At 59.0% G+C, this 23,088-nt stretch carries 17 protein-coding genes; 16 read left to right on the forward strand and 1 reads right to left on the reverse strand.

All coding sequences use genetic code 11. From position 1 onward, the window contains the following. Positions 1–86 precede the first annotated feature (86 nt). The 11 genes from aroA (at position 87) to D7S44_RS02745 (ending at position 12,929) form a co-directional block, all read left to right on the forward strand. Positions 87–1,373, forward strand: a complete 1,287-nt coding sequence (aroA, locus tag D7S44_RS02695; RefSeq protein WP_120451804.1) for a 3-phosphoshikimate 1-carboxyvinyltransferase — start codon at positions 87–89, stop codon at positions 1,371–1,373. A 200-nt stretch (positions 1,374–1,573) separates the two neighbouring features. After that, positions 1,574–2,254, forward strand: coding sequence for a (d)CMP kinase (cmk, locus tag D7S44_RS02700; RefSeq protein ID WP_120451805.1), 681 nt, complete (start codon positions 1,574–1,576; stop codon positions 2,252–2,254). Between the two features lie 122 nt (positions 2,255–2,376). Then, positions 2,377–4,050, forward strand: coding sequence for a 30S ribosomal protein S1 (gene rpsA, locus D7S44_RS02705; protein WP_081136357.1), 1,674 nt, complete (start codon positions 2,377–2,379; stop codon positions 4,048–4,050). Positions 4,051–4,137: 87 nt separating this feature from the next. Beyond that, positions 4,138–4,422, forward strand: a complete 285-nt coding sequence (gene ihfB, locus D7S44_RS02710) for an integration host factor subunit beta (RefSeq protein ID WP_033751281.1) — start codon at positions 4,138–4,140, stop codon at positions 4,420–4,422. 195 nt (positions 4,423–4,617) lie between these two features. After that, positions 4,618–6,867, forward strand: coding sequence for a DNA internalization-related competence protein ComEC/Rec2 (locus tag D7S44_RS02715; protein ID WP_120451807.1), 2,250 nt, complete (start codon positions 4,618–4,620; stop codon positions 6,865–6,867). A 43-nt stretch (positions 6,868–6,910) separates the two neighbouring features. Further along, positions 6,911–8,659 (forward strand): lipid A ABC transporter ATP-binding protein/permease MsbA, encoded by a 1,749-nt coding sequence (gene msbA, locus D7S44_RS02720; protein WP_120452850.1) that lies wholly within the window; start codon positions 6,911–6,913, stop codon positions 8,657–8,659. Next, complete coding sequence (lpxK, locus tag D7S44_RS02725; protein ID WP_120451809.1) at positions 8,656–9,657, forward strand: tetraacyldisaccharide 4'-kinase; 1,002 nt, start codon at positions 8,656–8,658, stop codon at positions 9,655–9,657. The genes msbA and lpxK overlap by 4 nt, the downstream gene beginning before the upstream one ends. 24 nt (positions 9,658–9,681) lie before the next feature. Then, positions 9,682–10,899, forward strand: coding sequence for a winged helix-turn-helix domain-containing protein (locus tag D7S44_RS02730; RefSeq protein ID WP_120451811.1), 1,218 nt, complete (start codon positions 9,682–9,684; stop codon positions 10,897–10,899). Between the two features lie 106 nt (positions 10,900–11,005). Beyond that, complete coding sequence (locus D7S44_RS02735) at positions 11,006–11,188, forward strand: Trm112 family protein (RefSeq protein WP_033751266.1); 183 nt, start codon at positions 11,006–11,008, stop codon at positions 11,186–11,188. Continuing rightward, positions 11,185–11,934 carry a 3-deoxy-manno-octulosonate cytidylyltransferase gene (gene kdsB, locus D7S44_RS02740; protein ID WP_120451812.1) on the forward strand — a complete coding sequence of 250 codons (750 nt, stop codon included), beginning with the start codon at positions 11,185–11,187 and terminating at the stop codon, positions 11,932–11,934. Before D7S44_RS02735 ends, kdsB begins: the two co-directional genes overlap by 4 nt. A gap of 101 nt (positions 11,935–12,035) precedes the next feature. Beyond that, positions 12,036–12,929, forward strand: a complete 894-nt coding sequence (locus D7S44_RS02745) for a phosphotransferase (RefSeq protein ID WP_120451814.1) — start codon at positions 12,036–12,038, stop codon at positions 12,927–12,929. Here the strand turns inward: D7S44_RS02745 and elyC are convergent. Next, positions 12,909–13,694, reverse strand: a complete 786-nt coding sequence (elyC, locus tag D7S44_RS02750; protein ID WP_120451816.1) for an envelope biogenesis factor ElyC — start codon at positions 13,692–13,694, stop codon at positions 12,909–12,911. The two genes, D7S44_RS02745 and elyC, sit on opposite strands and share 21 nt — an antisense overlap. A 125-nt stretch (positions 13,695–13,819) precedes the next feature. On the opposite strand from elyC, the gene cmoM reads away from it, so the two are divergent. The 5 genes from cmoM (at position 13,820) to ldtD (ending at position 23,049) form a co-directional block, all read left to right on the forward strand. Next, positions 13,820–14,605, forward strand: a complete 786-nt coding sequence (cmoM, locus tag D7S44_RS02755) for a tRNA uridine 5-oxyacetic acid(34) methyltransferase CmoM (protein ID WP_120451818.1) — start codon at positions 13,820–13,822, stop codon at positions 14,603–14,605. Further along, positions 14,602–15,924, forward strand: coding sequence for a chromosome partition protein MukF (mukF, locus tag D7S44_RS02760; protein WP_103795362.1), 1,323 nt, complete (start codon positions 14,602–14,604; stop codon positions 15,922–15,924). Before cmoM ends, mukF begins: the two co-directional genes overlap by 4 nt. Beyond that, positions 15,905–16,615, forward strand: a complete 711-nt coding sequence (gene mukE / locus D7S44_RS02765) for a chromosome partition protein MukE (protein ID WP_120451820.1) — start codon at positions 15,905–15,907, stop codon at positions 16,613–16,615. Before mukF ends, mukE begins: the two co-directional genes overlap by 20 nt. Continuing rightward, positions 16,612–21,087: a chromosome partition protein MukB gene (mukB, locus tag D7S44_RS02770; protein ID WP_120451822.1), complete on the forward strand. Its 4,476-nt coding sequence runs from the start codon at positions 16,612–16,614 to the stop codon at positions 21,085–21,087. The genes mukE and mukB overlap by 4 nt, the downstream gene beginning before the upstream one ends. 153 nt (positions 21,088–21,240) lie before the next feature. After that, positions 21,241–23,049 (forward strand): L,D-transpeptidase, encoded by a 1,809-nt coding sequence (gene ldtD, locus D7S44_RS02775; protein WP_120451824.1) that lies wholly within the window; start codon positions 21,241–21,243, stop codon positions 23,047–23,049. Positions 23,050–23,088: the final 39 nt, after the last annotated feature.

Consider the following 23,088-nt stretch of genomic DNA (forward strand, 5'->3'; position numbering starts at 1 on the left):
GCCTGAGCTGTAGCGTCGGCGCTTGCGCTGATTTCAGACCTCGCCTCGCGGCGGGGTTTTGTCCTTTTCTGGAGATTTGGTTTCACATGCAGGACTCCCTGACCTTACAACCGATTGCACGCGTTGACGGCACCGTTAACCTGCCGGGTTCAAAAAGCGTTTCTAACCGCGCGCTGCTGCTGGCTGCGCTGGCGAAAGGCACCACGCGCCTGACGAACCTGCTGGACAGTGATGATATTAAACACATGCTGAATGCCCTGAAGGCGTTGGGCGTCGATTTCACCCTGTCCGCCGACCGCACTCAGTGCGAAGTGGTGGGACAGGCAGGCCCACTGCGTGCCTCTCAGCCGCTGGAGCTGTTTCTCGGCAACGCCGGCACAGCGATGCGTCCGCTGGCGGCGGCGCTCTGTCTCGGCGAGCAGGATATCGTCCTGACCGGCGAGCCGCGCATGAAAGAGCGCCCAATCGGACATCTGGTAGACGCGCTCCGTCAGGGCGGCGCACAGATTGAGTATCTGGAGAACAGCGATTACCCGCCGCTGCGCCTGAAAGGCGGGTTTACCGGTGGCGAAGTCAGCGTAGACGGCAGCGTCTCCAGCCAGTTTCTCACCGCGCTGCTGATGGCTGCGCCGCTGGCGGAGCGCGACACCCGGATCGTTATCAAAGGCGAGCTGGTATCGAAACCCTATATCGATATTACGCTGCATCTGATGCGCTGTTTCGGCGTCGAGGTCGAGAACCAGCATTATCAGCGCTTTATCATTAAAGGCCAGCAGCAGTATCTGTCGCCAGGCGACTATCTGGTGGAGGGCGACGCCTCGTCCGCCTCCTATTTCCTGGCCGCAGGCGCAATTAAAGGCGGAACCGTGCGCGTCACCGGCATCGGCCGCGACAGCGTGCAGGGCGACATCCGCTTTGCCGACGTGCTGGAAAAAATGGGCGCGACCGTTGAGTGGGGCAGCGACTACATCGCCTGTACCGCCGGCGAGCTTCACGCTATCGATATGGATATGAACCATATTCCCGACGCCGCGATGACTATCGCGACCACGGCGCTGTTCGCTAAAGGCACGACACTGCTGCGCAACATTTACAACTGGCGCGTCAAAGAGACCGATCGCCTGGCCGCGATGGCGACCGAGCTGCGCAAAGTGGGCGCAGAAGTGGAAGAGGGCCACGATTTTATCCGCATCACGCCACCGGAAAAATTGCGCCACGCAGAGATCGGCACCTATAACGATCACCGCATGGCGATGTGCTTTTCTCTGGTCGCGCTCTCCGATACGCCGGTAACGATCCTCGATCCCGGCTGCACCGCGAAAACCTTCCCGGATTATTTCGATCAGCTGGCCAGAATCAGCCAGAACGCCTGATCGACAGGGTGCCGGAGAAGGGGCTTCTCCGGCATTCTCACTACTTCTGGCCTTAGCGGCCAAGAGATGTTCTGAATCTGCTGCAATTTACAGCGTTCTCTGCGCTAAAAGGTAACGTCATTAGTCTGGTCAGCGTATAATGCTTCCTGTTCTGAACAGCCTGAAGGCTGAACTATTTCGCGCAGCAACAGGAGAGAATAATGACGGCAACTGCCCCGGTTATAACTGTCGATGGGCCTAGCGGCGCAGGCAAAGGCACGTTGTGCAAAGCGATGGCGGAAGCATTGCAATGGCATCTGCTCGATTCAGGCGCTATCTATCGCGTTCTGGCGCTGGCTGCGCTGCATCATCAGGTGAGTATTGAGTCCGAAGAGGCGCTGGTGCCGCTGGCCGCCCATCTGGATGTGCGTTTCGTCTCGCAGCAGGGCGAACTGCAGGTGATCCTGGAGGGCGAAGAGGTTACGGGTGAAATCCGCACCCAGGAAGTCAGCAATACCGCCTCGCGCGTTGCCGCCTTTCCACGCGTGCGCGAAGCGCTGCTGCGTCGCCAGCGTGCGTTTCGCGATGAGCCTGGCTTAATCGCCGATGGCCGCGATATGGGTACCGTGGTTTTCCCCGACGCGCCGGTAAAAATTTTCCTCGACGCCAGCCCGGAAGAGCGCGCCCAGCGCCGTATGCTACAGTTGCAGGAGAGCGGCTTTAGTGTTAACTTTGATCGCCTTTTAGCCGAGATAAAAGAACGTGATGATCGCGATCGCAACCGCGCCATTGCGCCTTTAGTCCCCGCCGCCGATGCGCTGGTTCTGGATTCTACCCAGTTATCCATTGAGCAAGTCATTGATAAGGCGCTGGAATATGCCCGCACCAAGCTGGGCATTTAATATTTTCGGCATACCGAATTGCAGTAACCCTGTGCCAGGGAAAGCGCGCAGGGCATGTGAAACAACCCCATCCGACATGAGGTCAGGTGGACGTTAAATTGAAGAATCCTAAGATTATCAATATGACTGAATCTTTTGCTCAACTCTTTGAAGAGTCCCTGAAAGAAATCGAAACCCGCCCGGGTTCCATCGTTCGTGGCGTTGTTGTCTCTATCGACAAAGACGTCGTTCTGGTTGATGCGGGTCTGAAATCTGAGTCTGCCATTCCGGCAGAGCAGTTCAAGAACGCAGCCGGCGAACTGGAAATTCAGGTTGGTGACGAAGTTGACGTTGCCCTGGATGCAGTGGAAGACGGCTTCGGTGAAACCCTGCTGTCCCGTGAGAAAGCTAAACGTCATGAAGCCTGGATCACGCTGGAAAAAGCTTACGAAGACGCTGAAACTGTTACCGGTGTTATCAACGGCAAAGTTAAAGGTGGCTTCACAGTTGAGCTGAACGGTATTCGTGCGTTCCTGCCAGGTTCACTGGTTGACGTGCGTCCGGTTCGCGACACGCTGCACCTGGAAGGCAAAGAGCTTGAATTCAAAGTAATCAAGCTTGATCAGAAACGTAACAACGTCGTGGTTTCACGCCGCGCGGTTATCGAATCTGAAAACAGCGCTGAGCGCGATCAGCTGCTGGAAAACCTGCAGGAAGGCATGGAAGTCAAAGGTATCGTTAAGAACCTCACTGACTACGGCGCATTCGTTGATCTGGGCGGCGTCGACGGCCTGCTGCACATCACCGACATGGCGTGGAAACGCGTTAAGCATCCGAGCGAAATCGTCAACGTGGGCGACGAAATCACTGTTAAAGTGCTGAAGTTCGACCGCGAGCGTACCCGTGTATCTCTGGGCCTGAAACAGCTGGGCGAAGATCCGTGGGTAGCTATCGCTAAGCGTTACCCGGAAGGCACTCGCCTGACCGGTCGCGTGACCAACCTGACTGATTACGGCTGCTTCGTTGAAATCGAAGAAGGCGTTGAAGGTCTGGTACACGTTTCTGAAATGGACTGGACCAACAAAAACATCCACCCGTCTAAAGTTGTTAACGTGGGCGACGTGGTTGAAGTTATGGTTCTGGACATCGACGAAGAGCGTCGTCGTATCTCCCTGGGCCTGAAGCAGTGCAAAGCCAACCCATGGCAGCAGTTTGCTGAGACCCACAACAAGGGCGATCGCGTTGAAGGTAAAATCAAGTCAATCACTGACTTCGGTATCTTCATCGGTCTGGACGGCGGCATCGACGGTCTGGTTCACCTGTCTGACATCTCCTGGAACGCGACTGGCGAAGAAGCCGTTCGTGAGTACAAAAAAGGCGACGAAATCGCTGCCGTTGTACTGCAGGTTGACGCAGAGCGCGAGCGCATCTCCCTGGGCGTGAAGCAGCTGGCTGAAGATCCGTTCAACAACTACATCACCCTGAACAAGAAAGGCGCCATCGTTACTGGTAAAGTAACTGCAGTTGACGCTAAAGGTGCTACAGTTGAACTGGCAGACGGCGTTGAAGGTTACCTGCGCGCTTCTGAAGCTTCACGTGACCGCGTTGAAGACGCAACTCTGGTTCTGAATGTTGGCGACGATGTTGAAGCTAAATTCACCGGTGTTGATCGTAAAAACCGCGTAGTTAGCCTGTCTGTCCGTGCGAAAGACGAAGCTGACGAGAAAGACGCCATCGCGACCGTGAACAACAAGCAGGAAGAAGGCAACTTCTCTAATGCTATGGCTGAAGCGTTCAAAGCAGCTAAAGGCGAGTAATCGACCTTAAGCAACCGGGCAGGGAAATCTGCCCGGTTACGGTAGCAAGCTGTCATACCTTTCCCACAAGGATTAACCGGAGGTTACATGACCAAGTCAGAACTGATTGAAAGACTTGCTGGCCAGCAGACTCATATTCCGGCGAAAGTCGTTGAGGATGCTGTAAAAGAGATGCTGGAGCACATGGCCACAACGCTGGCCCAGGGCGAACGCATTGAAATCCGGGGATTCGGCAGCTTTTCTTTGCATTACCGCGCACCGCGTACGGGTCGTAACCCGAAAACGGGCGATAAAGTGGAACTGGAAGGTAAATACGTTCCCCACTTTAAGCCGGGCAAAGAGCTGCGAGACCGTGCAAACATCTACGGCTAAGCCGTAACCGAACGCAGAAACGACATCTCCGGATGTCGTTTTTTTTGCCTGTTGTTTTATGTGAGCCTGCCCGCCCTGTTGCGTATGCCGTATGTAATCCTCTCTGAATTTCCCGATGCCGCGCTTAAAAGATAAAACTCCCACCTGATTGCGCTCCTGTTTATCCGCATACTCAGCCTGTTAAACAGGAATGAGATGAAAATGACAGGGACGATATTTGCCAGAATCGCTATTCTCGCCGCACTGCCGCTGCTGTTTCTTCACCAGCTTCCGCCAGCGGCAGGTATCGCGGCGATCGCCTTTGCGGGCCTGGTGCTGTGGTGGACAACCCTGTTCTGGCTGCGTATCGCGGGGATAGCGCTGCTGATGTTCGCCTGGATGCTGGGAGCGGGGCGTGCAGACATCACCGCAACAGAAGCAGCCAGCAGCGCGCCTGCAACGTACAGCGTACGGATTGATGAAGTCCGGCAAGAGCGACAGCAGATCAAGGTGCAGCTACTCAGGCGAGAAGGGCGCTACCTCTTTCCGCCGCGTTTCGCCTGGCTGTCGCTCGGCGAGCGCCAGCAGGATTATTGCCCGGGGCAACGCTGGTCGATGAAGCTTAATCTCAGGCCCGTCCACGCAAAGCTCAACGAAGGCGAGTTCGATGCGCAACGCTTTGCGCTGGCTAACCATATGGCGCTGCGGGGCCGTATTCAACAGCAGCAGCCTGAATCCCTGACCTGCAGCTGGCGCTGGCAGCTTATTATGCGCGATATGCCGGTTATTAACGCCCTTGAGCAGAGCGCGGTTATCCAGGCCCTGGCTTTTGGCGAGCGAGCAGAGATGGACGATGCGCTGCGCCAGCTGCTGCGAGAAACCGGCACGGCGCATTTGATGGCGATTTCAGGCATGCATATCGCGCTGGCCGCCAGCAGCGGCTGGCTTATAGCACGCGCTGTTCAGCTGTTTCTGCCGACGCGTCTTATCGGCTATCTGTTTCCGCTGTTGATGAACTGGCTGGCGGCGGCGCTCTATACCTGGCTTTCGGGCAGCTATGCGCCCGCTCAGCGAACGCTTTTCGCTCTGACGCTGTGGGTCATCTTTCGCCTCAAAGGCGTGCAGCCCGGCGGCTGGCAGGTCTGGAGCCTGTGCGTTGGCGGATTGCTGCTGCTCGATCCGCTGAACGTGCTGTCAGAAAGTTTCTGGCTCTCGGCGCTGGCGGTGGCCATCTTACTGACGTGGTATCACTGGTTTCCTTTACCTGAGCGATGCCGCCACGGCTGGCGCTGGCTGCCGGTTCAGCTGCTGCATCTTCAGCTCGGCATGACGCTGCTAATGGCTCCGCTCCAGGTCATGCTGTTTGAGGGAATTAGCTTCTCAGCGCTGGCGGCGAATATGCTGGCGATACCCGCCATCACTTTTATCAGCGTCCCGCTGATCCTGCTGGCGATACTGACGCCGGTCGGCGCGCTCTGCAGCGCATTGTGGCACCTGGCGGATGCTTCCCTGGTCTGGCTGCTGACGGCGCTGAAGGCCTTACCCGATGGGTGGTGGGCATTTCATGACGCCGGCACCCTGGCGCTGTTGCTGTGGGGCGGCCTGATCGCCTGGCGCTGCGCGCTGTTTTACGCGGCGCCGATCGGCTGCGCAGCGCTGGTGCTGGCGCTTATCGTCTGGCGCTGGCCGCGCGAAGAACCAGGCTGGCATATTGATATGCTGGATGTCGGACAAGGGCTAAGCGTTGTTATCCGCCAGGGCAAAGAAGCGATGCTCTATGATACCGGCCCGCGCTGGGAAAGCGGGGATGCGGGGACGCGCCACGTTATCCCCTGGCTGTCACGGAAACATCTGCAGCTACAGACGGTGGTCCTCAGCCATCGTCATCTCGATCACAGCGGCGGCCTTAATGCCATAAAAACCCGCTGGCCTGGCGTGCCCATACGCAGCGCCACGCTTGATGACGACCATCTTCCCTGCGTGCGCGGCACGCGCTGGCGCTGGGGGGTGTTAAATGTCGAAGCGCTGTGGCCGTTAAAGCGATCGAAGGTCAGCAACAATAATGATTCCTGTGTGCTGAGCATTGATGACGGCGTTACGCGTTTGCTGCTGATGGGCGATCTGGAAGCATCGGCGGAGCGACAGCTGGTCGCGCTGGAAAAAAATCGCCTTAAAGCCGATATCATCCAGGTTCCGCATCACGGCAGCCGCACCTCGTCAACGCCGCTGTTGCTGCGCAACGTCGACGGACATATCGCCATCGCCTCCATGGCGCGCTACAACGCCTGGCGTATGCCGGTCAAAAGCGTGCTGGAAAACTACCGACGCGCGGGCTTCACCTGGTATGACACCGCGCAATCGGGCCAGATAACCATTACGGTTGCCGGGCGTAAAATCGTGGTTTCCGGGTTAAGAGAGCAAATTTTGCCCCGTTGGTATCATCAGTGGTTTGGCGTCAAACGGTAATCCAGGTAGAATGAGCGGCTATTTCAAACAACGTGAATAAATGATGCATCAAGATAAAGATCTCTCAACGTGGCAGACATTTCGTCGACTCTGGCCGATGATCGCGCCCCATAAAGCGGGTTTATGCGTGGCCGCTGTGGCCCTGATACTTAACGCCGCGGGCGACACACTTATGCTCTCCCTGTTGAAGCCTTTACTGGATGATGGGTTTGGTAAAGCGGATAAATCGGTACTGATCTGGATGCCGCTGGCCGTCATTGGTCTGATGCTGATCCGTGGCGTCACCAGCTATATTTCCAGCTACTGCATCTCCTGGGTCTCCGGCAACGTCGTCATGAATATGCGTCGCCGCCTCTTTAGCCATATGATGGGCATGCCGGTCTCGTTCTTCGACCAGCAGTCGACAGGCACGCTGCTGTCGCGCATCACCTACGATTCTGAGCAGGTCGCCTCCTCTTCATCCAGCGCGCTGGTTACCGTCGTGCGCGAGGGGGCCTCGATTATCGGCCTGTTTATCATGATGTTCTATTACAGCTGGCAGCTGTCGCTGATCCTGATTGTGCTGGCACCGATTGTCTCTCTGGCGATTCGCTCGGTCTCTAAGCGCTTCCGCAGCATCAGCAAAACCATGCAGAATACGATGGGGCAGGTAACGACCAGCGCCGAGCAGATGCTGAAAGGGCATAAAGAAGTGCTGATTTTCGGTGGCCAGGAAGTAGAGTCCGAACGTTTTGCCCGCGTCAGCAACCGCATGCGTCAGCAGGGTATGAAGCTGGTATCGGCCTCATCTATCTCCGATCCGGTCATCCAGCTGATCGCTTCGCTGGCGCTGGCGTTCGTGCTCTATGCCGCCAGTTTCCCTAGCGTGATGGAGACGCTGACCGCAGGTACCATCACCGTGGTCTTCTCATCTATGATCGCGCTGATGCGCCCGCTGAAATCCCTGACTAACGTCAACGCGCAGTTCCAGCGCGGCATGGCGGCGTGCCAGACCCTCTTCTCCATCCTTGATAGTGAGCAGGAGAACGACACCGGTACGCGCGAGGTTGTGCGCGCCAAAGGTGACGTCGAGTTCCGCAATGTTACCTTTACCTATCCCGGACGCGATATTCCGGCGCTGCGCGATATCAATCTGGCGCTGCCGGAAGGGAAAACCGTTGCGCTGGTCGGGCGTTCAGGCTCAGGGAAGTCGACGCTGGCTAGCCTGCTGACACGTTTTTACGACATTCAGCAGGGCGAAATCCTGCTGGACGGCCACGACCTGCGCGAATATACGCTGCGTTCGCTGCGTAATCAGGTGGCGCTGGTATCGCAGAACGTGCATCTGTTCAACGACACCATCGCCAATAACATCGCCTATGCGCGTAGCGAGCAGTATAGCCGCGCCGAGATCGAGAAAGCCGCTACCATGGCGCACGCTATGGACTTCATCAACAAGATGGATAACGGACTGGATACGGTGATTGGCGAAAACGGCGTGCTGCTCTCTGGCGGTCAGCGCCAGCGTATCGCGATTGCGCGCGCCCTGCTGCGCGACTGTCCGATCCTTATCCTGGATGAAGCGACCTCCGCGCTGGATACCGAATCCGAACGTGCGATTCAGTCGGCGCTGGATGAGCTGCAGAAAAACCGCACCTCGCTGGTTATCGCTCACCGCCTGTCGACCATCGAAAAAGCCGATGAAATCGTGGTCGTTGAAGATGGCCGTATCGTTGAGCGCGGCACGCACGCTGTTCTGCTGGCTCAGCAGGGCACCTATGCCCAGCTGCATAAAATGCAGTTTGGACAATGATTGAGCGCATCTGGAGTGGACGCTCGCCGCTGTGGCTGCTGTTGTGGCCGCTCAGCCTGATCTATGGCGCGGTTTCCTCTCTGATTCGCCTCAGCTACCAGCGCGGCTGGCGTAAAAGCTGGCGCGCGCCGGTGCCGGTCGTAGTGGTCGGCAATCTCACTGCGGGCGGCAATGGCAAAACGCCGGTCGCGATCTGGCTGGTGCAGGAGCTGCAGCGCCGGGGCGTGAAGGTTGGCGTGGTGTCGCGCGGCTACGGCGGAAAAGCGGAGCGCTATCCGCTGCTGGTTAACGCCGAAACGCCGACGGAGCAGGCAGGCGATGAGCCTGTGCTGATCGCCCAGCGCAGCGGCGCGCCGGTCGCGGTGGCGCCGAAACGCCGCGCCGCGGTTGAGGCGCTGCTCGCCGCTCAGCCTGTTGATCTTATTATTACTGACGATGGCCTCCAGCACTACGCGCTCCAGCGCGATCGCGAGATTGTGGTGGTTGATGGCGTGCGCCGATTCGGCAACGGCTGGTGGCTGCCGGCGGGTCCTATGCGCGAGCGCGCCTCTCGCCTGCAGCAGGTCGACGCCGTTATCGTCAACGGCGGCGCTGCGGAGCCGGGTGAAATAGCTATGTCGCTGCGGCCTGGCGAAGCGGTTAACCTGCAAACGCATCAGTCAGTACCGCTCTCTGCCCTGAAAAAGGTGGTGGCGATGGCGGGGATTGGGCATCCGCCGCGCTTCTTCGCTACGCTTAAGCAGTATGGCGTCACGCCAGTAACCGAGATCGCCTTCGCCGATCACCATGCCTACAGCAAAGATGAGCTCGCCGGTTTAGTGGCCGCAGACCACATCCTGCTGATGACCGAAAAAGACGCGGTGAAATGCCGTCGCTTCGCCCAACCCAACTGGTGGTATCTGCCGGTCGAGGCGGAACTGAGCGGCAGCGCGGTCGCGCCGCTGCTGGATGATATCGAACGCCTGGCGCGGCAGGGCGCTGACAGGGCTGCCGACTAACTTCACGCCGAACGCAGGAAGGGAATGAATACAACGCTTTCGCTTTCGCTTCAACAGGCTCGTCATCTTCATCTGGCTGCGCAGGGTCTGCTGCGTACACCGCCAAAACGCGCGCGCTTTTCCGATCTGCTCGCCGCTGTCCGGCGCATGTCGCTGCTGCAAATCGATACCATCCATGTTGTCGCGCGCAGCCCTTATCTGGTGCTGTTTAGCCGCCTCGGCAGCTATCCGCAGCGCTGGCTGGAAGAGGCGCTGGCGCAGGGCGCGCTGTTTGAATACTGGGCGCATGAAGCCTGCTTTATTCCGCGCGAAGACTACCGTCTGCTGCGCCACCGCATGCTCCAGCCTGAGCGCCTTGGCTGGAAATATAACGCCCAGTGGGTACGCGATCACCAGCAAGAGATCGCTGACCTGTTGCAGCATATCGCAGAGCAGGGGCCGGTGCGCGCCGCTGACTTTGCCAGCGGCGACGATCACAAACCAGGCTGGTGGGCGTGGAAGCCGCATAAACGCCATCTGGAAAACCTTTTTAGCGCGGGCGAGCTGATGGTCAGCGAGCGGCGCAATTTCCAGCGGGTTTACGATCTGCGATCGCGCGTGCTGCCGGAGTGGCAGGATGCGCTACACGCCCTCAGCGAAGCGGATGCGCAGTGGGAAATGCTGCGCAACAGCGCGCGCAGTCTCGGTATTTTCCGCGCCGCCTGGCTGCCTGATTACTATCGTCTCAGGCGGGTGGCGCTGAAACCTTTCCTGGAAAAGGCGCAGCAGGCGGGTGACATTATTCCGGTCGAGGTTGCCGGGCTGGGCGAAATGTGGCTGCATCGCGATCTGCTGCCGCTGCTTGACGCGCCGCTTAACGCGACGCACAGCGCCATCCTGTCGCCGTTTGATCCGGTCGTCTGGGATCGTCGTCGGGCGCTGGAGCTTTTCCAGTTCGACTACCGCATCGAATGCTATACGCCAGAGGCGAAACGCAAGTATGGCTACTTTGTGCTGCCGGTTCTGCACCGCGGCGTCATTAAGGCCAGGCTGGATGCCCGTATGCTGCGTCAGGCGCGGCAGCTGGTGATTAAAAATTTTTGGCTGGAGCCGGATACGCGCGTTACCGCCGCTTTTATCAAAGATATTCGCCAGGCGATTAGTCGCTTTGCGGCGTGGCAGGATGCGGAGAGTGTCCTGTTCGAGCAAATGCCCGCTGCGCTGCAGCCGCACTGGTCCGCAGAGTGGGCGCTCAATAGCTGAGCTTTGCGGTTTGCGCCGCAGTTTCGCGGCCGCTTTCCGCGCACGCTGAGACACTGCGCTATGGTATCCTTAGCGCCTTATGCAATCGGTCCGTGATGGAGGACATATGGATCACCGTTTACTTGAAATCGTTGCCTGCCCGGTATGCAACGGCAAGCTTTACTATAACAACGCGCAGCAGGAGCTGATCTGTAAACCTGACGCGCTCGCCTTTCCAGTACGCGACGGCATCCCGGTACTGCTGGAAAACGAAGCGCGCACGCTCGCCGTTGAAGAGATCCATCCATGAGTTTCACGGCGATTATTCCTGCGCGCTACGCCTCGACGCGCCTGCCCGGCAAACCGCTGGTCGATATCGCCGGAAAGCCGATGATCGTTCATGTGATGGAGCGCGCGCGCGCCTCTGGCGCCAGCCGTGTGATTGTCGCGACGGATCATCCGGACGTAAAAACGGCAGTTGAGGCGGCGGGCGGCGAAGTCTGCATGACGCGCGCCGACCATCAGTCAGGCACGGAGCGGCTGGCAGAAGTGATCGAAACCTGCCGCTTTGCCGACGATGAGATTATCGTCAACGTGCAGGGCGACGAGCCGCTTATTCCGCCGGAAATCGTGCGTCAGGTGGCGGCGAATCTGGCAGGCGCGCAGGCGGGTATGGCGACGCTGGCGGTGCCGATTCATGATGCGGAAGAGGCGTTTAACCCTAACGCAGTGAAGGTGGTAATGGACGCCCAAGGCTATGCGCTCTATTTCTCGCGCGCTACCATTCCCTGGGATCGCGAGCGTTATGCCGCCTCCCGCGAGGAAGCTGGCGATACGCTGCTGCGCCATATCGGCATCTACGCCTACCGCGCCGGTTTTATTCGTCGTTATGTTTCGTGGGCGCCTTGTCCGCTGGAGCGTATCGAGCTGCTGGAACAGCTTCGGGTGCTCTGGTACGGCGAAAAGATACACGTTGCCGTAGCGGAAACCGTGCCGGGCGTTGGCGTGGATACGCCGGAAGATCTGGCGCGCGTGCGCGCCGCGCTGCAGGGTTGACGGCGTCGGGGAGAACTCCCCGACGCTTTTATTGATCTGTTTCTGTATTTTTGCCCGCTGAGGCCTCCAGGATGGTGTGACAGGTTCCTTGAGGAGGATGCATGGAAAGTCTCAAATCTGAACTGTCGCTGGTGCTGGGCGAGACGGTCAGCCGACTCGAAACCATCAGCGAACAGCCACCGACGCGGTTGTATGCACTCTACGATCGCCAGGATAAACCGATGCCGCTGGTGGCGAAATATTTTCGTCATCCGGGCCGCGCCGCGCTGGAGGCGAAAAAGCTGGCGCTGCTGGGCCATGAAGGGCTGGTCGCGGTACCTGCGGTCTACGGCCTGGTTCTGAGTCAGCAGCTGCCGGTACATGAAATGCTGCTGATGGCGCGTCTCAATGGCGTTTCCGCCGAAGCGCCGACCCGTGACGCCGTGCGCTGGCAGCAACTGTGCGAAGAGGTGGTCGAAGGGCTGCTTGCCTGGCACCGCATCAGCAGCCATGGGCTGGTTGGCACCGTCGACAGCACGCAGCAAAACAGCTGGCCGGCCTGGTTCCATCAGCGCGTCGAAGTCTTATGGTCTACGCTCAGCTATCTCCAGCCGCCTTCTTTCACCCTTGCCGATCGGCAGGTGCTGTTTCGCAGCCGCGAACAGCTGACCTATCTCTTTCGCGACTTTGACGATCCCTGCGTGATGCTGCATGGCAATCTGCGGCTGACCAGCATCATCAAAAACGCGCGCAGCGATCAGCTGGTGGCAATGACGCAGCCCGGCGTCATCTTATGGGCGCCGCGCGAATATGAGCTGATTCATCTGGGCGACAGCCCGGCGGAGCAGGCGCTGATGGAGCGCTATCTGCAGTGCGCGCCGGTCTCCGAAGGCTTCCTGTGGCGACGCTGGCTTTACCAGCTGTGGGACTGTATCGACGGGCTGGTGCAGTATGGCGCGTTCGATCGTCCGCGCTTCGATTACGCGCGGGCGCAGCTACTGCCCTGGCTCGGCTGAAGGCGCATCGCCGCCTTTCAGCCACTGCCACGCCTGGCCCAGCGACTCATAGACGACACGGTCGCTGTGGCTTAGCCACAGCGGAGAAGGAATAGCGCGCTCCCACCAGTTGAGCGGTGAGGTGACCGCCAGCTGATTAGCGGGCGCAGCAACAGGCGTTAAGCCTGCGGCATGAAAGAAATTAAGCGCGCGCGCCATATGGTTGGCGGAGGTCACCAGCAGGAAAGGCCGCTGGCTGACGACGCCGTGCACCGCGCGCGCTTCCTCTTCGGTATCCTTCGGCTGATCCAGCACCAGAATATGATCCTGCGGCACGCCCAGGCTCAGCGCGACCGATGCGGCAACCTGGCCGTTGCTGACGGGATTCTGTCCGGCGGCGGCGCCGGTGAAGATCATCGTCGCCTGCGGGTTGCGCCGCCACTGCCGCACGCCTTCGGCGACGCGCGGCAGGCTGTTGCCGATCAGATTCGAACTTGGCGCCCAGGCGGGATTAAAGGTGTAGCCGCCGCCCAGCACGACGATAAAATCGACCTTCTCTGCGCCGTTCCAGGTGGCGTAGCGCGATTCCAGCGGCAGCAGCAGGCGATCGGCGATCGGCTGCAGGCTCAGAAGCAGCAGTAGCACCCAGCTCAGCGAGACTAAAATTTTGCCGCTTTTATGCCAGCAGCTAAACCAAAGCAATAAAATACCCGCTGCCATTAACAGCAGCAGCAGCGGTAAAGGCATTAGCAGGCCGCCCACCAGTTTTTTCAGCCCAAAAAACATTAAAAAAACTCCTTGTTGTCCGAAAAAACAGCAGCCGGAAAGGAAGAAGGGGATGAAAGGTTCATTCTTCTTGAGCCTGTGACAAAATAGCATACGTTTGAGCGCAGCATACCGGAGCCCACGCCATGCAGGATCGTAACTTTGACGATCTCGCGGAAAAATTTTCGCAAAATATTTACGGCACGACCAAAGGGATCGTGCGTCAGGCGATCCTCTGGGACGAGCTGGAGACGATTCTGCCTACGCTCGGCACAGCTCCTCTGCGCGTGCTGGACGCTGGCGGCGGGCTGGGGCAAATCTCCAGCGGACTGGCACAGCGCGGTCACCAGATCCTGTTGTGCGATCTCTCGGCGGAGATGCTGCGTCGGGCGCAACAGCATGCCGAGGCGCAGGATGTGAGCCATAACATGCAATTCAGACAAATCGCCGTACAGCAGGTGGGCGAACATTTGGATACGCCGGTGGATCTGGTATTGTTTCACGCTGTGCTTGAGTGGGTCGCAGAGCCTGAAAAAGCGCTGCAGGCGCTGTTTGACGCATTGCGGCCAGGCGGCGTTATGTCGCTGATGTTTTTTAACCGCCACAGCCTGGTGTTTCGCAACCTGACGCTAGGGAACTTCGGTTACCTGCGGGTCAATATGGCGAAACAGAAGAAGCGTTCTCTGTCGCCGGATTACCCGCGCGATCCTGACGATGTCTACCGCTGGCTTAGCGCCTGCGGTTTCGTTATTGAACAGCGTACGGGCGTGCGCGTCTTCAGCGATTATATGAAAGCCCCGCCGGCGGACGGCGGAGGCGATGTAAGCATTCTTGAGATGGAGCGACGCTACTGTCGCCAGGAACCCTTTTTAAGCCTGGGACGTTACATTCACGTAACCGCGCGTAAACCAGGAAAGCAGGACGAATTATGAGTGAATTTTCCCAGACGGTACCCGAGCTGGTCAGCTGGGCGCGCAAGAACGACTTTTCGCTTGCGCTGCCGGTCGATCGTCTGGCCTTTTTGCTGGCCATCGCCACCCTGAATGGCGAGCGCATGGATGGCGAAATGAGTGAAGGCGAGCTGATCGATGCTTTTCAGCACGTCAGTAAAGCATTTGAACAAACCCATGAGACCGTCATGGTACGCGCCAACAACGCCATCAACGATATGGTGCGCCAGCGCCTGATTAACCGCTTTACCAGCGAGATGACGGAAGGCCATGCCATTTATCGTCTGACGCCGCTGGCGATCGGCATCACCGACTACTACATCCGTCAGCGCGAGTTCTCTACGCTGCGCCTGTCGATGCAGCTGTCGATCGTGGCGGGCGAGCTGAAACGCGCCGCCGACGCCGCGGAAGAGGATGGCGACGAGTTTCACTGGCACCGCAACGTCTTCGCGCCGCTAAAATATTCAGTGGCGGAAATTTTCGACAGCATCGATATGACGCAGCGTCTGATGGATGAACAGCAGCAGGCGGTCAAGAATGATATCGCCGATCTGCTGAATAAAGACTGGCGCGCGGCGATCTCCAGCTGCGAAATGCTGCTGTCGGAAACCTCCGGCACGCTGCGCGAACTCCAGGATACGCTGGAAGCGGCGGGCGACAAGCTGCAGGCCAATCTGCTGCGTATACAGGATGCTACGCTCAGCAGTCCCGATCTCGGCTTTGTCGATAAGCTGGTGTTCGATCTGCAAAACAAGCTGGACCGCATTATCAGCTGGGGCCAGCAGGCGATCGATCTCTGGATCGGCTATGACCGCCACGTCCACAAATTTATCCGAACCGCCATCGATATGGACAAGAACCGCGTATTTGCGCAGCGCTTGCGTCAGTCGGTGCAGAACTACTTCGACCAGCCGTGGGTGCTGACCTACGCCAGCGCCGATCGTCTGTTCGATATGCGCGACGAAGATCTTACGCTGCGCAATGACGAGGTGATGGGCGAACTCCCTGCCGAGCTGGAATATGAAGAGTTTAACGAAATCCGCGAACAGCTGGCGGCGATGATCGAAGAGGCGCTGCTGAGCTACAAATCCGAGCAGAAACCGCTCAACCTCGCCACGGTGATGCGCGACTATCTTGCCCAGTATCCGCGCGCGCGCCACTTTGACCTGGCGCGTATCGTGGTCGATCAGGCGGTGCGTCTCGGCGTGGCGGAAGCCGATTTAGCCGGCCTGCCCGCACAGTGGCAGGCTATTAATGATTACGGAGCCAAGGTGCAGGCACATGTCATCGACAAATATTGAACAAGTGATGCCGCTTAAGCTGGCACAGGCACTGGCGAATCCAGTTTTTCCCGCGCTTGACAGCCAGTTGCGCGCCGGGCGCCATATCGGCATCGAAGAGCTGGATCAACACGCTTTTCTGATGGATTACCAGACATATCTGGAAGAGTTCTACGCACGTTACAACGTTGAATTAATTCGCGCGCCAGAGGGCTTTTTCTATCTGCGTCCGCGCTCCACCACGCTTATTCCGCGATCGGTACTTTCTGAGCTGGATATGATGGTCGGCAAGCTGCTCTGTTATCTCTACCTTAGCCCGGAGCGTCTGGCGAACGAAGGCATCTTCACCCAGCAAGAGCTGTATGACGAACTGCTGACGCTCGCCGATGAGAACAAACTGCTTAAGCTGGTGAACCAGCGTTCGACCGGCTCCGATCTCGATCGGGCCAGGCTGCAGGAAAAAATGCGCGCGTCGCTGAGCCGTCTGCGTCGACTCGGCATGGTGTGGTTTATGGGCAACGACAGCAGCAAATTCCGCATTACCGAATCGGTGTTCCGCTTTGGCGCCGACGTGCGCAGCGGCGACGATCCGCGTGAGGCGCAGCTGCGGCTGATCCGCGACGGCGAAGCGATGCCGCTCGACAGCGTCAGCAGCGAGCCGGATGATATTGACAGCGAAGCGAATGATAGCGCGGAGGAAGAACAGGCATGATTGAACGCGGAAAATTTCGTTCGCTTACTTTGATCAACTGGAACGGCTTTTTTGCCCGAACCTTTGATCTTGACGAACTGGTCACCACGTTATCGGGCGGCAACGGCGCCGGTAAATCCACCACCATGGCCGCCTTCGTTACGGCGCTAATCCCGGATTTGACGCTGCTGCACTTCCGTAATACCACCGAAGCGGGCGCGACCAGCGGCTCGCGTGATAAGGGTCTGCACGGCAAGCTGCGCGCTGGCGTGTGCTATGCGGTGCTTGACGTCATTAACTCGCGTCACCAGCGTGTGATTGCGGGCGTGCGTCTGCAGCAGGTAGCGGGCCGCGATAAAAAGGTCGATATCAAGCCGTTCAGCATTCACGGGCTGCCGATGGATAGCCAGCCGACCGATATGCTGACCGAGATTATGAACAGCCGCCAGGCGCGCGTGCTGCCGCTGAGCGAAGTCAAAGAGCGCGTCGAAGCGCAGGAAGAGGTGCAGTTCCGTCAGTTCAGCTCGGTCACTGACTACCATGCGATGATGTTCGAACACGGTATCGTGCCGCGCCGTCTGCGCTCTGCCGGCGATCGCAGCAAGTTCTACCGTTTGATTGAGGCATCGCTCTATGGCGGTATCTCCAGCGCCATTACCCGCTCGCTGCGCGACTATCTGCTGCCGGAAAACAGCGGCGTGCGTAAAGCGTTTCAGGATATGGAGGCGGCACTGCGCGAAAACCGCATGACGCTGGAGGCGATCCGCGTCACGCAGTCCGATCGCGACCTCTTTAAACACCTTATCTCCGAAGCCACCAGCTATGTGTCGGCGGACTATATGCGTCACGCCAACGAGCGGCGCATCCATCTCGACGGCGCGCTGCAGCTGCGGCGCGATCTCTTCTCCAGCCGCAAACAGCTGGCGTCAGAGCAATATCGCCATATTGAGATGGCGCGTGAGCTCGCCGAACACGGCGGCGCGGAGAACGATCTGGAAGCGGACTATCAGGCCGCCAGCGATCACCTCAATCTGGTGCAGACCGCCATGCGCCAGCAGGAAAAAATCGAGCGCTACGAGGCGGATCTCGACGAGTTGACCCACCGTCTGGAAGAGCAGAACGAGGTGGTAGCCGAAGCGCGCGAAGCGCAGGAAGAGAACGAAGCGCGCGCCGAAGCGGCGGAGCTGGAAGTGGACGAGCTGAAAAACCAGCTGGCCGATTTTCAGCAGGCGCTCGACGTTCAGCAGACGCGCGCGATTCAGTATCAGCAGGCGCTGCAGGCACTTGAGCGCGCCAGAACCCTCTGCCAGCTGCCGGATTTGACCATCGACAACGCCGACGAATGGCAGGCGCGTTTCCAGGCGACCGAAGAGGAAGCGACGGAAACGCTGCTGCGTCTGGAGCAGAAGCTGAGCGTGGCGGAAGCGGCGCACAGCCAGTTCGAACAGGCACTGGCGCTGGTGACCAGCATCGCTGGCAACGTGCCGCGTCAGGAAGCCTGGCAAACCGGCCGCGAGCTGCTGCGCGACGCCGCCAACCAGCGTCATTACGCCGAGCAGCTCTCTTCGCTGCGTCTGCGTCTTAACGAACTGGAGCAGCGTCTGCGCGAACAGCATGAGGCGGAGCGGCTGCTGGCGGAGTTCTGTAAACGCCAGGGCGCGCACTATGACGCCGACGCGCTGGAAGGACTGCATAGCGAGCTGGAAGCGCAGATTGAACAGCTCAGCGCCAGCGTCTCCGACGCCGGCGAACGCCGCATGGTAATGCGTCAGGAGCTGGAGTCGCTGCGCGAACGTATCGCGGCCCTGACCGCACGCGCGCCGCACTGGCTGGCAGCGCAGGAGATCCTGACGCAGCTCAGCGAGCAGACCGGCGAAGCGCTGGGAAACAGCCAGCAGATTACCGAATTTATGCAGCAGCTGCTGGAGCGCGAGCGCGAAACCACGGTTGAGCGCGACGAAATCGCCGCGCGCAAACGCGACGTTGAGCGCCAGATTGAACGCCTCAGCCAGCCTGGCGGCGCGGAAGATGCGCGCCTGACGCAGCTGGCGGAACGCTTCGGCGGCGTGCTGCTCTCTGAAATTTACGACGACGTTACGCTTGATGACGCGCCTTACTTCTCGGCCCTCTATGGTCCGTCGCGCCACGCTATCGTCGTGCCGGATCTGTCGCTGGTGCGCGAGCAGCTCGACGGTCTGGAAGAGTGCCCGGAAGATCTCTATCTGATCGAGGGCGATCCGCAGTCGTTCGACGACAGCGTCTTCGCCGTGGAAGAGCTGCAAAACGCGGTGGTGGTGAAAGTGGCGGAGCGGCAGTGGCGCTATTCGCGCTTCCCGAAAATTCCGCTGTTCGGCCGCGCCGCGCGCGAGAACCAGCTGGAGCTGCTGCACAACGAGCGCGATCGTCTGGCGGAGCGTTATGCCACGCTCTCGTTCGACGTGCAGAAAACGCAGCGCCTGCATCAATCCTTCAGCCGTTTTATCGGCACGCATCTGGCGGTCGCCTTCGAGGAAGATCCGGAAGCGCAGATTCGCCAGTATAACGCGCGCCGCACCGAGCTGGAGCGCGCGCTGAATCAGCATGAAAGCGACAATCAGCAGCAACGCCAGCAGTATGAGCAGGCGAAAGAGGGCGTGGCGCAGCTTAACCGTTTGCTGCCGCGCGTGAACCTGCTGCTGGACGATACGCTGGCCGATCGCTGCGACGAGATCCGCGAACAGGTAGAGGTCGCGCAGGAAGCGGCGCGTTTCCTGCATCAGCATGGCGCGAAACTCACGAAGCTTGAATCGCTGATTAGCGTATTGCAGAGCGATCCGGAACAGCATGAACAGCTGCAGGCGGACTATCAGCAGGCGCAGCAGCAGCAGCGCGTCGCGCGTCAGCAGGCGTTCGCCCTGACGGAAGTTGTACAGCGTCGCGCCCACTTCAGCTACGGCGACTCTGCCGGCATGCTGAACGGCAACAACGATCTCAGCGATAAGCTGCGTCGCCAGCTGGAGCAGGCTGAAGGCGAGCGCAGCCGCGCGCGCGAACGCCTGCGCGAGCATCGGGCACAGCTGACGCAATACAGCCAGGTGCTGGCGTCCCTGAAGAGCTCGCACGATACCAAGCGCGACATGCTGAAAGAGCTGCTGCAGGAGATGCAGGATATCGGCGTGCATGCTGACGCCAGCGCGGAAGAGCGCGCGCGCATTCGCCGTGACGAACTCTACGCCGCGCTGAGCCACAACCGCGCCCGCCGCAACCAGCTGGAGAAACAGCTCACCTTCTGCGAAGCGGAGATGGAGAACCTGCAGAAGCGGCTGCGCGTGCTGGAGCGCGACTACCATCGCATTCGCGAGCAGGTGGTCAGTGCCAAAGCGGGCTGGTGCAGCGTGCTGCGTCTGGTGAAAGAGAACGGCGTCGAGCGACGTCTGCACCGTCGCGAACTCGCTTATCTGAGCGGTGACGAGCTGCGTTCGATGTCGGATAAGGCGCTGGGCGCGCTGCGTCTGGCCGTGGCGGATAACGAGCATTTGCGCGACGTTCTGCGCCTGTCGGAAGATCCAAAGCGTCCAGAGCGCAAAATCCAGTTCTTTATCGCCGTCTATCAGCATCTGCGCGAACGTATCCGTCAGGACATTATCCGTACCGACGATCCGGTTGAGGCGATCGAGCAGATGGAGATTGAGCTGAACCGTCTGACTGAAGAGCTGACGGCGCGCGAGCAGACACTGGCGATCAGCTCGCGTAGCGTGTCGAACATTATTCGTAAAACCATTCAGCGCGAGCAAAACCGCATCCGTCAGCTGAACCAGGGGCTGCAGATGGTGAGTTTTGGTCAGGTGCGCAGCGTGCGGCTTAACGTTAACGTGCGTGAAGCACACGCCACGCTGCTGGATACCCTGTCGGAAGAGCATGAACAGCATCAGGATCTGTTTAACAGCAGCCGTCTCACTTTCTCCGAAGCGCTGGCGAAACTCTATCAGCGTCTGAATCCGCAGATCGATATGGGCCAGCGTACGCCGCAGACCATCGGCGAAGAGCTGCTGGACTACCGCAACTATCTGGAAATGGAAGTTGAGGTTAACCGCGGCTCCGACGGCTGGCTGCGCGCCGAGAGTGGCGCGCTGTCGACCGGTGAAGCGATCGGTACCGGGATGTCGATTCTGGTAATGGTGGTGCAGAGCTGGGAAGAGGAGTCGCGTCGCCTGCGCGGCAAAGACATTTCCCCGTGCCGTCTGCTGTTCCTTGACGAGGCGGCGCGCCTGGATGCGCGCTCTATCGCCACGCTGTTCGAGCTCTGCGAGCGGCTGGAGATGCAGCTGGTGATTGCGGCGCCGGAAAACATCAGTCCGGAAAAAGGCACTACCTATAAGCTGGTCCGTAAAGTGTTTAACAACACGGAACATGTTCACGTCGTCGGCCTGCGCGGTTTCTCTGCCGACGCGACGCCAGCGCGCCGCGACAGCGCAGAAGAGGCGGGTCTGGAAGCGGAAAACTCGCAGGTTTAATCTGTTCAATAATTACCGCTTTGGGTAATCTGTAAACGGCGTTTGTCCTGTGAGGCAAATGCCGTTTTTTATTTGTATACTCAGGACATGAGTAGCAGCCCAGTTGCAGCTGATCCAGGAAATGCTGCGTGGTAAACAAATGAGGGGGCAGGGATGTTACTGACCAATAAAACCAACAATTACGTTTTTTCACTGCTGGCGATAGCGCTGGCCTTTACGCCGCTGCATTTTACGCAGGCGGCCGTTATTGCAGTGCTACCCGGCACTACGCACGCGACCATTTCGGTAAGCGACAGCCAGCAGCGCCTGCGCCAGGCGTTTGCCGGTAAAGAGCCACCTTTCTATTTAGCCTCCCTCGCGTCGCTTTATGCGGCGCACAATATGCAGCCGATGTGGCAGGACCGCGCAGCGGTGCAGCAATTCCAGCAGCAGCTGGCGGAAGTGGCGATGTCGGGCGTTCAGCCGCAGTTTACGCGCTGGATCGATCGCCTGACCGATCCCGGCATTAGCGGTTTTGCGCGCGATGTGGTGCTCAGCGATGCCATGCTGGGTTATCTGCAGTTCGTCTCCAGCGTGCCGACTCAGGGCGAAAACTGGCTCTACAGCAATGTGCCTTATAAACTGGCGCAGCCGTCGGTGGCAGTGGTGAACCAGTGGCAAAAGGCGGTACAGACGGGCGCGTCCGCCTCTTTTGTCTCTTCGCTGGCGCCGCAGCATCCGCAATATGCGCCGATGCACGCTGCGCTAAAACAGCTGCTGACCGACGCACGTCCCTGGCCGCAGCTGAAAAACCGTGAAACCCTGCGCCCCGGCCAGGTCAGTGATGATGTTCCTGCGCTGCGCGAAATTTTACAGCGTACCGGCATGCTTACCGCCCAGACTACGGCGCCGAGCCCTGCGGACGACGCGGTGCCTACGGCGCCTGTTCCGGTAAGCCAGAGCGCGCAGCCCGCTGCGGTCAGCCCCTCAGCGGCCAGCGTCGGCGATCTCGCGGCGCAGACGCCGCAGGCAGCAGGCAACGTGCAGAACGGCGCAGCTGAGACAGGCAGCAACAACGTCTATGACGCTACGCTGGTGGCGGCCGTTAAGCGCTTTCAGCAGTGGCAAGGGCTGGGCAACGACGGCAATATCGGGCCGCGCACCCGCGAATGGCTCAACGTCACGCCGCAGATGCGCGCCGCGCTGCTGGCGCTGAATATCCAGCGTCTGCGCCTGCTGCCGGATGATATGCATAACGGCATCATGGTTAATATCCCTAACTATTCTCTGACCTATTACAACAACGGCAATAAGATCCTCTCGTCGCGCGTGATTGTCGGGCGTCCCGATCGTAAAACGCCGCTGATGCGCAGCGCGCTTAATAATGTGGTGCTCAACCCGCCGTGGAACGTGCCAACGACGCTGGTCCGTCAGGACATCATTCCTAAGGTGAAGCAGGATCCGAGCTATCTCTACAAGCACGGCTATACGCTGCTCTCTGGCTGGAGCGCGGATGCGGAAGTGATCGACCCCAGCATGATTGACTGGAGTATGGTTTCAGCCTCGTCTTTCCCCTATCGCATACGTCAGGCGCCAGGCAACACCAACTCGCTGGGACGCTATAAGTTTAACATGCCGAGTTCGGACGCTATCTATCTGCACGATACGCCGAACCATGGGCTGTTCCAGCGTGATATTCGTGCGCTAAGTTCAGGCTGCGTACGCGTCAATAAAGCGTCAGAGCTGGCGGGTCTGCTGCTGCAGGATGCAGGCTGGAATGATTCACGGATCTCTGATCAGTTAAAACAGGGCGATACGCGCTACGTGCCGATTCGGCATCGTATTCCGGTAAACCTCTACTATCTGACCGCCTGGGTGGCCGACGATGGCAAGCCGCAGTTCCGAACAGATATTTACAATTATGATAACCCAGCCCGTTCCGGCAGCCAGGCGCTGGCTCGCGCTGGACAGCTGTTGCTCTAATCCTTGATTTTCCAACTCTGTTCCTTTTTGCTACTGCTG

This window comes from Pantoea piersonii (genome assembly GCF_003612015.1).
Lineage (GTDB): Bacteria > Pseudomonadota > Gammaproteobacteria > Enterobacterales > Enterobacteriaceae > Pantoea > Pantoea piersonii.